The organism is Sphingobacterium sp. UBA5996 (assembly GCF_002429765.1).
Classification (GTDB): domain Bacteria; phylum Bacteroidota; class Bacteroidia; order Sphingobacteriales; family Sphingobacteriaceae; genus Sphingobacterium.
The window spans coordinates 113,009-124,481 of the sequence record NZ_DJAS01000017.1 but is presented as its reverse complement, the minus strand read 5'-3'; the positions used below and the strand labels follow the sequence as shown (position 1 = coordinate 124,481).

At 40.3% G+C, this 11,473-nt stretch carries 10 protein-coding genes; 5 read left to right on the top strand and 5 right to left on the bottom strand.

Annotated features, from left to right (window positions below):
• Window position 1: 1 nt before the first annotated feature.
• Window positions 2–2,503 (bottom strand): glutaminase family protein, encoded by a 2,502-nt coding sequence (locus tag B3E00_RS13480; RefSeq protein ID WP_293938830.1) that lies wholly within the window; start codon window positions 2,501–2,503, stop codon window positions 2–4.
• Between the two features lie 238 nt (window positions 2,504–2,741).
• Between B3E00_RS13480 and B3E00_RS13475 the strand changes: the two genes are divergently transcribed.
• The 3 genes from B3E00_RS13475 (at window position 2,742) to B3E00_RS13465 (ending at window position 6,035) form a co-directional block, all read left to right on the top strand.
• A complete protein-coding gene (locus tag B3E00_RS13475; RefSeq protein ID WP_293938828.1) occupies window positions 2,742–4,556 on the top strand; it encodes a mechanosensitive ion channel domain-containing protein in 1,815 nt (604 codons plus the stop codon).
• Window positions 4,557–4,713: 157 nt separating this feature from the next.
• Complete coding sequence (locus B3E00_RS13470; protein WP_209577946.1) at window positions 4,714–5,445, top strand: YggS family pyridoxal phosphate-dependent enzyme; 732 nt, start codon at window positions 4,714–4,716, stop codon at window positions 5,443–5,445.
• 266 nt (window positions 5,446–5,711) lie between these two features.
• The gene (locus B3E00_RS13465) at window positions 5,712–6,035 is read left to right on the top strand and encodes a hypothetical protein (protein ID WP_209577945.1); all 324 of its coding nucleotides are present in this window, start codon (window positions 5,712–5,714) and stop codon (window positions 6,033–6,035) included.
• 145 nt (window positions 6,036–6,180) lie between these two features.
• On the opposite strand, the gene B3E00_RS13460 is transcribed toward B3E00_RS13465, so the two are convergent.
• Together B3E00_RS13460 and B3E00_RS13455 are read right to left on the bottom strand one after the other, a co-directional pair.
• The gene (locus tag B3E00_RS13460) at window positions 6,181–6,471 is read right to left on the bottom strand and encodes a putative quinol monooxygenase (protein ID WP_115050043.1); all 291 of its coding nucleotides are present in this window, start codon (window positions 6,469–6,471) and stop codon (window positions 6,181–6,183) included.
• An 80-nt stretch (window positions 6,472–6,551) separates the two neighbouring features.
• Window positions 6,552–7,163: an NAD(P)H-dependent oxidoreductase gene (locus B3E00_RS13455; RefSeq protein WP_293938823.1), complete on the bottom strand. Its 612-nt coding sequence runs from the start codon at window positions 7,161–7,163 to the stop codon at window positions 6,552–6,554.
• Window positions 7,164–7,260: 97 nt separating this feature from the next.
• Here B3E00_RS13455 and B3E00_RS13450 point away from each other — a divergent pair, with 97 nt between their 5' ends.
• Entirely contained in the window at window positions 7,261–8,157 is an 897-nt protein-coding gene (locus tag B3E00_RS13450; protein ID WP_209577942.1) for a LysR family transcriptional regulator, read from the top strand.
• A gap of 44 nt (window positions 8,158–8,201) precedes the next feature.
• Here the strand turns inward: B3E00_RS13450 and B3E00_RS13445 are convergent, their stop codons facing one another.
• Window positions 8,202–8,897, bottom strand: a complete 696-nt coding sequence (locus B3E00_RS13445) for a LytR/AlgR family response regulator transcription factor (protein WP_209577941.1) — start codon at window positions 8,895–8,897, stop codon at window positions 8,202–8,204.
• A gap of 3 nt (window positions 8,898–8,900) precedes the next feature.
• Window positions 8,901–9,914: a sensor histidine kinase gene (locus tag B3E00_RS13440; RefSeq protein ID WP_209577940.1), complete on the bottom strand. Its 1,014-nt coding sequence runs from the start codon at window positions 9,912–9,914 to the stop codon at window positions 8,901–8,903.
• Window positions 9,915–10,080: 166 nt separating this feature from the next.
• Between B3E00_RS13440 and B3E00_RS13435 the strand changes: the two genes are divergently transcribed.
• Complete coding sequence (locus tag B3E00_RS13435; protein ID WP_209577939.1) at window positions 10,081–11,469, top strand: TolC family protein; 1,389 nt, start codon at window positions 10,081–10,083, stop codon at window positions 11,467–11,469.
• The last annotated feature ends 4 nt before the right edge of the window (window positions 11,470–11,473 follow it).

Genomic DNA, 11,473 nt, shown 5'->3' with positions numbered 1-11,473 from the left:
TTTATTGTTGTTGCAGCTTATCCGCTAAAATTTTCATATAAAACCCTCCAACGACACTACGTGCCTTAAAATTTTCACGAATTCCGGTATTGGAATCATAAAAATCATTCAAAGGGACACGAGATTCCGTTTGAATCGCATGCTGGTATACAGGCTTCACCAATGCTTCAAATGTTTCTCTTGATGGTGCAAATGATGCTGTCCAAAGAATCCAGTCGTTTTTGGTGTATGCTTTGCGGCTATCCAACGGGATACCGAATCTATTCTGTTTCGTGAGGTAATACTTGATTTCAGTGTCATACACGTTTTGAGGAAATAGATTTAACCCCAATACTTTGTCCCAGATCAAATTATATTTCTGACTCCAAGTATTTTTATCATCAAATGTCAGCGCATAATGGTCGCCAGCATCTGCCATTTCCATCCATCTTGGAACCATTTCCTCCGCAATTGCACGGTATTTTTTTGCAGTAGCTGTTTCACCTATTGCTTCAGCGAGCTGCGCATAACAAGCGATACCAACAATTGCTTTGACAGATAAGTTCGTATTGCGTGCAAGGTGACCGGCAAAATCGTCTGTACAAAGCTGCGTTTTAGGATCAAAACCGTCTTTAACAAGATAATCTACCCAAGTAGTAAGAGTTTTCCAATGCTTTCTAGCATAATCACTGTTCCCCTGCACTTTCGCGATCGCTGCAGTGAGGATAATCATATTTCCTGACTCTTCCACCGGCATCGGTTCGCCATAGGTCTGACCATTGGCCAGTGGATAAGTACCCAAATCATGCGCGGCCCAAGGGTATGGATATTTCCCGCTTTCACTAAAATAAAATATTCCGCTCAACATTCCCTTCAATAACTCCGCATTGTAGATCAAATACAAAGGGGCTGAAGGATAAGTTACATCCACCGTATTAATAAATCCACCACTATTATTTTCTTTCGAAAGCCATAATAGTTCATTTTGCGGACTTTTCACCAAGGTATGAGCTGCGATACTTTGACGATAAGCCAGTATGCTAAGATGTGCATACTCTTTTCCGCCCGATTTGAGCGCATCTGCATAAACAGACTTGTCAAATGCCGTACATTTATCGACCACGCTACGATACTGGTCTGCAGCCAAAGTCAGCTGATTTTCCATCGTTTCTTTCCCTGAATTGTTCCACCACGGTCTTAGGTTATTGTTGAAATACTGAATCGCATAAATTTCATCGTAGCCTACCTCAACAAAACGCTCCTCTGCTTTCGCACCCACATTGCCAAATGGAATGACCGTGTTCAGCGCAAGTGATGTACCCTTAACAGTTTTTGCAGCGGTCGTTGTTCCCTTTCTGAAAGCGTCGACGGCCCCGCCCACCGGACTAATAAACTGTTGCGTCTTATCTCGCTTTGGTGAAGCAACATAAAAATACCCCCAGTCTATCCGCATATCATCGGCACCTTTCTGCAAAATAGGCTGTTCAACCGTTCCAGCTTTTAGTACCGACAATTTTGCCGTTTCATATTTTTCGGCGGTTACTTCCTGCGAAGGCTTAAACACCGCAATATTTGTTGACGCACTCAAAAAAACTTTAACAGCATGCTGCTTTCCATCGTTTGCCTTTACATGATAAGTGATGTAGCTTACCGGTCTGGCCAACACATTCAGATCATCCATAAGCAGCGGCGAAGTAAAGGTTAATTTTAGATCCACTTTACCAGCCTGAAAATTGTAAACTGTACGTGTAGCTGTTATTTCCACCTCTTTTTGCACGGCTTCCTGAACCCGTGGGCCACGCTCTTTAAGCCTGTCAACCAAACCAAAATCCAAGTAACGACCACCAGCACTATTCTTCAAATGGATGGCCATATTATTTTTCCCGGCTTTCAAATTCGTCTTGTCAATCGGTAAATAGTGAAAACTATTGGTCCAACCTATCTTTTCGTAAACCTTCTTCCCGTTCAAAAATACTTCTATATTATCATCATGATTGAGTTTTAAAAATAACTCATTGATACCCTTTGGGTCGGCTACGACAAAGTCACGTCTCACCCAGAGATCATCCGACTTCCAAAGCGTTTTTACCTGCTTCTCATCATCACCAAAAGGTGCATGCCCCGATTTCCAAGTATTCGTATTATAAGCGGAAGACTCCCAACCACCTTGAGGCTTCGACTCAGTATACTGTACCGTATAAGATTTATCTTCCGCAGTCGGGAGAATAACTGCATAATTAGGTTCTTCCTGGCCAAGAAAACGATAGATCTTGCCATCCACATCAATTAGGCCCAACAGCGAGTGATCCGCATCTGTCCAGTGTTTTGTTGTCGACCCGTGAAGCTGATCGGTCATTGACCATATACTAAAATTCGGATTATGCGTAATCAATGGATAAGCTGGAGCTTTCCGTTCTTGGGCTTGTCCCGCTAAAACCGAGGATATACAGGCTACTATAAGGCAGAGGCCTATCTTCCCAAGGTTGTTGGTTGCATGAATAGATTTTTTAAAAGGTTTAATCATATTTATTGGATAAAATTAGCTGCAAACATTTGTGCATTGGATGTATGCCCAATCGTTTTAACAAAGAAAGTCGGAATAATTGAAATTGAGCTGTCGCATCGTATCATTTTAGCTCCAATTTATATCATATTTGACAATCTGCCATCTAATCAAGATAATTATTATCTTTGAGAACCTGTCCGATCGTTATGTGCAAAATGACCTATACACATCGGCTTTCATTTTTACCAACAACACGATGAGAAGTATTTACGTTTATTTCTTAATGACCCTATCTTATCTTTTGTCAACAAGCTTACAGCTCTATGCACAAGAAATAGATTCCGTCAATAAAAAAGAGCTGGATCTGAGTTCCCTACTGAATGGAATTAGGCAACAGCAAATCAATGATTCGCTCGAACGGGTAAAGCTTCAGCATGAAATTGCCGACCTTAAAAGTCAAAATAGTCCGAAAAAGGAGAACTTAAAACAGCAGCTCAATGATTTTGACGAAGAAAATACCATTCGGCAGCAGCAACTGAAAGTCAAAGTAGACTCCATCAAAAAAAACACAAAAAGATACGCCGTCGCTCCGTTTCAAGACACTTTATTCTATATCTACAATAAGCTTGGATCGTCGTTAGCCAAAGATCGCGCTTCCAACGTGGTGAGCAGAATCCACAATCTCTATGAAGATGATTTTGTGAACGTAGATTCATTTAAAATCGAAAACAACGAAATCAGCGCCGACATCGTTTACAAAGATCTGGTGATCACCTCTATCACCGAACTCGATGCACTTCTTGAAGGAAAAAGCAAAGAAGAAATTGCGGCAAACTATTTAAAAAAGATTCAAGATACCATCACAGCTGAACGCGCCGCGAACAGCATCACAAAACTTCTTATACGTATTGGACTTGTATTCCTTATTCTCGTTGTTTTTTCTATTCTGATCTTATTGATTAATCGATTAAAAGCATACGGTACACGACGCATACTAACGGAACGAACGCAGCGGATTAAAGACATTAAGATCAAAAATTACGTACTCGTTACTTCGGTACAAAAAACACGGATGTTTATTCATGCGATTAGTATCTTACATTGGGGATTGATCATCCTAATCGCCTTTATCATGCTGCCTATTGTTTTCAGTGTTTTTCCATTTACACAGAGCTGGGCTTCCAATCTGATCGGACTTTTCACAAAACCGCTTAAAACGGCAGTGTTGGCCATTTGGGATTATATTCCAAATCTGATTACAATATTTGTTATTCTTGTCGTCATGCGCTATGCTGTTCGATTCATAAAATATATTTTTAGCGAAATTGACAAGGGCAAATTAGAAATTAACGGCTTTCACCGTGATTTTGCCATGCCCACCTTTACCATCGTTCGCTTCCTGCTTCAAGCATTTACGCTGGTGCTCATATTCCCTTACTTACCCGGAGCCAATTCAGATATCTTTAAAGGAATATCCGTATTTATTGGTATCCTGTTTTCTTTAGGATCATCATCTGCGATTTCTAATATCATTGCAGGTCTTGTGATCACCTATATGCGTCCTTTCCGGATCGGAGACCGCATCACAATTGCCGACAAAACAGGTGTTGTTATCGAAAAATCACCACTGGTAACAAGGCTTCGAACGATAAAAAATGAAGAAATTACCATCCCCAATTCGTCGGTACTTTCTGGAAATACCGTCAATTATTCTACCTTCTCAGAAGATGGAATCTGCTTTCAGGTGGAATTGACAGTCGGTTATGAAGAGCCTTGGCAACGGATCCATGAGTTGCTTTTAAACATACCACCGCGCGTAAAAAGAGTTAAAGTGAATCCCGCGCCATTTGTGCTACAAAAAAAGTTAGATGATTTTTATGTACTCTATGAGCTGAATGTTTACATCGGCAAATCTGGGGAAATTGACCAGGCAAAATCTGAAATTTTTCAGTTAATTCTTGACGACTTTTTAGCCGAAGGAATTGATATGAATGGACCTCATATCTATGCGAAGGCAGAACATGTACAGCAATATAATCCAAATATGCCTGGCAAAACGCAAGAAAACTGATCTCAGCAATTGCCGCCCTGCCTATCGAGCAGTTTACCTAAAAGCACTCGTGTAAAGACGTTCGGACTGGACCAGCTTCTATTAGCTAAATTGGACTAGCTCTTTCCTAATAATTGGCTGTAATTTTGACTTCAATAACAAACAATACAACCGCAACATGGATGAGCTTATTACAGAAAACATACACATTATTCAACAGCGTATAGAAAAAGCCTGCCAGTCAACTAACCGAAATCCACTGGACGTAAAATTATTGCTGGCAACCAAAACTGTTCCCGCCGAACGTATTGAAATTGCACTACGTGCAGGACAAACGTTGATAGCAGAGAATAAAGTACAGGAATTGAAAGACAAATTTGAGTATTTAAAGACCATTCCGCATGTCAATCATTTTATTGGACATCTGCAAACCAATAAAATCAAAGATATCCTCAAATGCAACGTAACCTGCATCCATTCGATAGACCGTTTCGATCTTGCCGAAAAATTGCATCAGCGCCTTTTAAAGGAAGAGAAAATCATGGAAGTGCTCATCCAGGTAAATACCTCCTTCGAAGAGAGCAAGTACGGCGCTGCCCCAGGGGAAGTGATCGGCCTGGTTCAGCAAATAGCAACATTAAGCACACTAAAGATTAAAGGACTGATGACTATCGGTATACTGAGTGCCGAGGCCGAACAGGTACGTGCCTGTTTTAAATTGCTCAAACAAATTCAACGACAAATTATAGCCCTAGCTATTCCAGGTGTATCGATGCAAGAATTGTCGATGGGCATGAGCGGAGATTTAGAAATAGCAATAGCAGAAGGGGCTACCATAGTCAGGGTGGGCACGGCAATTTTTGGACAACGTCCTACACCAGATAGTTATTACTGGAACGAACACAACTAACAAAAAAAACGATGCGGATACATTTTACACAACACGAAGTTTTTGAAGCACCCGGGGCCTATTTAACCTGAGAAAATTCAGGCTTATGATTACAGCCAGATAAACAGCATACTTCATACATTTTTAGATTTACTAGAATATGCATACACGAGAAGTCTAATAAATAAATGAAGCGTATCTGTCTCAACGGGAGCGTAAAAACTTACAAAGTTAAGTTATTATTTGGGCAAAAATAGTAGATTTGGTGCAACACAAAAAAACTATTGATGAACCTAAGACGCAGTCAACTTTTAAAAATCGGCTATCTAGCCCTTCTGGCATTTCTCCTACACGCCTGTGTTTCCCAAAAAGAAAACAAAGACCTCACTTGGTATCAACATCAGCTTATCGAGCAGCTTGTTCCGGAAACTGATTCCAGTTATAGAGTTCAAATTGGTATTATGGCTGCGACCTTCTGGCTAGACAATCAAGATGGCCAGCTGTCCAAAAAATTGAACCTCCTGCAACAGAGCTACACGCAACGAAGTAAAGTCGATGTTGCTGTTCAGCAAGGTACCAACAAAATCATTCGCGTCACTAAATCAGAATAAAACAAGCTTATTCAAGGCAACGCAAATGATTTTGGTACCCACCAATACTTCAATTATAGTCAATATCTTCCGCCTGTATACATCATCCACTGCATGATATTCTTTGCTATCTTTTCAATACGGTCTTTACAGGCCACATTGTAAATTAAGCGATTTTATTCATTAATATAATTTGAGGCGCTTCCTGCAATTTTTCACCGGCAACTTTTCCGAATGCTACAATATAAGGTTGTTGATTATGCGCATCCAAGCCCGCCTGATCTTCCCATATTTCATAAAATATAAACTGGTTTTCATCACTGTTCACCTGGTGCAGATCGTACTGTATACAAGCTTCTTCCTTTCTACTTGCTTCGACCATTTCTAACAATAATGCCAATACTTCTTCCCGATGTGCAGGAACTGCCTTTAAAATTGCGGTTAAATATACCTTCATGTTATTGATTTTTATTTTGGTAATTTACTCTTTTCATCGTAATAACGCCACGGATAAAGCGATTTATCGCTCAATAAATTTTAGTTCATCGTGGTTTCCAAATGGAACACCTCTTCCAAATATTGTTTATATTCCTTTTCGTAATTGTCAATACGTTCTTGAGACGCACCTTTCTCCATATCATGAAAATGGAAACTTCCCAGATGTTCCAATCCGGCAAACTGATTCATCTTGTGAAAACCGAATAAAACACCGGCATCAACGGAATGCTGATCAAAAAACTCATTTTCCATTGTAAAGGCTGTCTCAGGAGCATTCCAGCTCGAAGTCACCAGGTATTTTTTACCCTGCATCAAACCACCGGTACCATAGTTAATGGCCGGATTGTTACGTGAACGACCATCATGTTTATAGATACCATTGTTGTGACCCGCCGTAAAAACCTCATCGATATAAAGCTTCAGACGATTCGGAACCTGAAACCACCATACAGGAAAATGGTAAATGATAATGTCTGCCCATTTAAAATTTTCAACTTCAACCATTGGATCAAAATCATCGTTGATATTGGTAACCCTTGTTTCAAATCCATTATCACCCAATGTTTCAAGGGTCCAATTTGTTATCGTCGTATTAAAAGAGCCTCCCGAGTGTGCGAATTTCTGCCCGCCGTTGATAATAAATATGTTCATTTCTATCATTTTTCTTATTGATAACACAAATTTCTATAATATTTTTAAATCACACAAATAACTTAAATTGTATATTTGTATCATAAAAATAATAACTATGAAATGGAACTTAGAATGGCTTCGTACATTTAAGGCAATCTATGAAACCGGAACATTATCTGCTGCAGCACAGGAATTGTTTATTTCTCAGCCTGGTGTCAGCCTACATCTGAATTCCCTGGAAGCGTTTACTGGGCACAAGCTTTTTGATCGATCTGCGCGAAGAATGGTGCCGACCGAAAAGGGCAAAATCTTGTACAACTATGTGATTGACCCGCTTAAAAAACTAGAAACTGGCGAACAGCATTTTCACAAACGCGCATTGGATGAACGCGTTACAATTAGTATCGGAATGTGTTTTGAGACCTTTCAATACACCCTGGAGGAACATATTGCGCAACTACCCTTTAATTTAATTATCAAATTTGGAGAATATCCTCAGATGCAGCACGACCTTGACAATGGCCTATTGGATCTTATTATTACGCCTCAGAAAGGAAACCAGCAGAATCTGCAATATGAAGCTTTCTCAAAAGAGCGTATTGTCTTGATTGCGGGTTGTCAAACAGATACATCCGAACTAGAGAAACTCTTGGCAGAAGACAAAATTAAAGAAGCTGCCCGCTTGCTAAAAAAACAATTGTGGTACAGCACGGCTGCCGATATGGATCATCTAAAAAACTACTGGTCCACACACTTTGGAGAGCATCCAGACTTCAGTCCCAATTATATCGTTCCAAATATTAGTTCAATTATACGCTGCTTGAGTAACAACACGGGCTTTTCCATTGTTCCCGACTTCCTATGTGCCGAAGCACTTGCTTCCGGGAAAATAAAACTGATCTGGGAAGGGACTTCTCCCGTCGAAAATATACTTTACTTCGGAACGAGAAAGAAAACCATGTACCAAGCGGAAATTGGTCAATTGGAAAAACTGCTAAAAGAGAAATGGTAGTCACCTGACTCGCTTATAGCAATAAGACCTCTATTCGCTCAGACCTATTTATTGGCTAGCCGCTCCTGTAACTCCCGACGGAAAGTAATACCGACCGGTAGGGAGGTATTATTGATCTGTACCATTCCATGCTCATATTTGATCACCTTATTGATCGAAGCAATGTAGGATTTGTGGATACGGATAAATTTTGATGCCGGCACCTGTGTAAGTATTTGTTGGGTGGTGCTTGCTGTTAAAAAAGTCTGGCTTGGAGTGACAATTTTCACATAATTGCCAAAGCTTTGGATGAAATCGATCTGAGCTAATTTGACATCAATGACACGTCCATCCATGCGTATAGTAATCGATTTCGGTTCTTCTTCTTGAGGCAACAACGTCGTCTTATACGATAAAAAGCGTTGAACAGCCTTAAAAAAACGGGGGAACGAGATGGGTTTTAATAAATAATCAACAACGCCATAATCATAGCTTTCCAGTGCGTATTCGGAATACGCTGTTGTCAAAATTGTCTTGGGTGGATGATCCAGCATTTTAAGAAATTCCATGCCATTAATTTCGGGCATTTCAATATCCAGAAAGATTAAATCCACACTGTTCTGCCGAAGAAACTCCAATGCCTCAAAAGCATTATAACACTGAGCGACCAACTGCAGATCCGTACTTCTTTCAATATAATTTACCAGTACATAATGTGCTGCGGGCTCATCATCAACTATAATACAGTTGCTTTTACTCATTGTTTAAAGATTGATAACCAATGACACCTCATACTCTTCTTTCCTGGAATCTGCGGTCAATACGTAGCGATTAGGATACAAGAGCTTTAATCGAGCGATCGTATTTTCCAAACCTATTTTTGCTGAGAACACATTCCTCTTCTTGACAGGTACAGAATTCCGTATATGCAAATATAAGTTCCCTTTTTCAATCTTAATCGAGATATCAACAAAACAATCTTCAATACTGCAGGTTCCGTGTTTAAAAGCATTCTCTACGAACGTAATCAACAGCATAGGTGCGATCTGATAATTGATATCTTCTTCTTTTTGATAATCAAATTCAATTTTCGTTCGATAGCCTAGTCGCTCGCGTTCCAGTTCAATATAACTTGAAATAAAATCAATTTCATCATCCATAGCTACATACTCCCGTTCACCGCTCTCCATCTGATAACGAAGCAGCTGCGACACTTTGATAATCAATTCGGACGTACGTTCCGGATACTTTAGATTAATACCATAAATAGTATTTAAGGTGTTGAATAGAAAATGTGGATTGAGTTGCTTTTTTAAATGCGATAACTGCGTCTGATTCGAAAGCAGTTCACGTCGCGTCTTCACACGCTGAAAGCGGTAAAATTCAATAAATTGAATACTGCCCAATATGCAGATCAAGGACCCCAATAATACACCAAACTGATAATGGAACGTTTTCTGAACAAGATTCTTGTAGAGAAAACAATTCTTGTAGATCACGTTATCTGTTAGCTCTTTTAATAGGAGTGCAAAAATGAGCAGGGTTGCTACCGACGCGAAAACATACAACAAGGGTTTATTTTTCTTAAGTAGCAGCGGTAATAGAAAAAAGCGATTTAACTGTGCGTGCGCATACAGGATCATGAAATAGAACACGCCCATCAGAAATCCCTTCCAGCTCAGGATCAAAATCCAGTCGTTCAACGTAAAAAGAATAAATGAAAAGATCAATAGAACGATCTCCTGTATTATCTTGTTCTCCAAAACCTTTCTCATCATCCTTATTTTGTTAAGATTCTGTTACAAAGTAAAAGCTTTAAGTTCAAAAGAGGAGAAAAATAAATGATGAATTCAACTGGTCACTTTTAAATGCCATAGATCATTTTAAAGGGACATCGGGGTTGCTGTGCTTACTATCTTCGTGTCCATAAATGATAGATAACCTATGCTGAAATTAAATTTAGTACTATCACTGGCTGTATCACTTGCGACATGCTCTTCCTTCGCTCAGAAGCTTACGCTCCGAGACGCGGTGGAAAAAGGCATTGCAAATTATGGAATGATTAAGGCAAAGGAATATTATCTCCAGTCTTCCCTACAGACCAATGAACAAGTCAAACGCGACTTTTGGCCCAACCTGAACATCGTCGCTCAACAGGATTTTGGGACCATTAACGGACAAAATGGCCCGCTGTATGGATTTGGTGGACTTGGTGTGGCTTCGTCGGGAGTCGCCCTTCCGGAACAAAATTGGAATGCCGCATTTGGTGCTCTTTATCTAGCCAATGTCAATTGGGACATTTACACCTTTGGACGGAAAAAAGAACGTATCGAATTGGCTAAATCTGATGCTAAAAGACGACAAGCGGATCTCGGTCAGGAAAAGTTCCAGCATAAAATCAAGATTGCCGCAGCTTACCTCAATGTATTGGCCAGCCAACGATTAGAAAAAAATCAACAGATGAATCTGGAACGCGCACTGGTCTTTTTAAATATTGCTGCCACTAAAGTAAAAAACGGACTATTGCCCGGCGTAGATTCTACCCTCGCTTCGGCGGAAGTATCGCGTGCCAAAATCAGTCTCAATCAGGCCCGTGAAAATGTGAAGGAGCAAAACAATAAGTTGACCGTATTAATGGGGATTCCAGCCAAGGACCTGCAACTAGATACTGCCCTGGTGGAGAAAACACCTGTGCAGCGGACTCCTCTTTCCGACAATTTGATTGAAAACAATCCTTTGCTGCAATTTTATCAAAGCAACATTAAACTTGGCGAACAACAATTAAAACTATCCACCAAAGAGTATCTTCCTACGGTAAGCGCATTCGGTGTCTTTCAGACCAGGGGATCTGGTTTTAAGAGTGACTACATCACCGATTTACAAGCCTACAGCACAAATTATTGGCAAGGGGTTCGTCCTAGTCGGCAAAACTATCTTTTGGGATTGGGCATCAGCTGGAACCTGACTTCGATTGCGCGTATTAATAAAAAAATCAGTGCACAGCGCTTTACGAACGATGCCCTAAGAGAAGAATACCAAACTATAGAGGCCCAATTGACAGCACAGCTCGATGCCGCAGACGTAAAGATCCAACTGGCTCTGAAAAGTGATCTAGAAGCTCCCAGACAAGTCTCAGCGGCCAGACAGGCTTACCTCCAAAAAATGACAATGTATAAAAACGGGCTGGCGACACTTGTAGACGTTACGCAGACCTTTTATACATTAAATCGAGCCGAAACCGATCGTGAGATCGTCCACATTAATCTCTGGCAGTCACTGTTACTCAAAGCCGCAGCCGCGGGAGATTTTGATATTTTTAACAACGAACTATAAATAA

Coding starts and splice junctions, on each gene's coding strand:
- B3E00_RS13470 (WP_209577946.1), top strand. CDS start 4,714: ATGGATGAGCTTATTACAGAAAACATACACATTATTCAACAGCGTATA.
- B3E00_RS13480 (WP_293938830.1), bottom strand. CDS start 2,503: ATGATTAAACCTTTTAAAAAATCTATTCATGCAACCAACAACCTTGGG.
- B3E00_RS13465 (WP_209577945.1), top strand. CDS start 5,712: ATGAACCTAAGACGCAGTCAACTTTTAAAAATCGGCTATCTAGCCCTT.
- B3E00_RS13440 (WP_209577940.1), bottom strand. CDS start 9,914: ATGATGAGAAAGGTTTTGGAGAACAAGATAATACAGGAGATCGTTCTA.
- B3E00_RS13445 (WP_209577941.1), bottom strand. CDS start 8,897: ATGAGTAAAAGCAACTGTATTATAGTTGATGATGAGCCCGCAGCACAT.
- B3E00_RS13455 (WP_293938823.1), bottom strand. CDS start 7,163: ATGAACATATTTATTATCAACGGCGGGCAGAAATTCGCACACTCGGGA.
- B3E00_RS13475 (WP_293938828.1), top strand. CDS start 2,742: ATGAGAAGTATTTACGTTTATTTCTTAATGACCCTATCTTATCTTTTG.
- B3E00_RS13435 (WP_209577939.1), top strand. CDS start 10,081: ATGCTGAAATTAAATTTAGTACTATCACTGGCTGTATCACTTGCGACA.
- B3E00_RS13450 (WP_209577942.1), top strand. CDS start 7,261: ATGAAATGGAACTTAGAATGGCTTCGTACATTTAAGGCAATCTATGAA.
- B3E00_RS13460 (WP_115050043.1), bottom strand. CDS start 6,471: ATGAAGGTATATTTAACCGCAATTTTAAAGGCAGTTCCTGCACATCGG.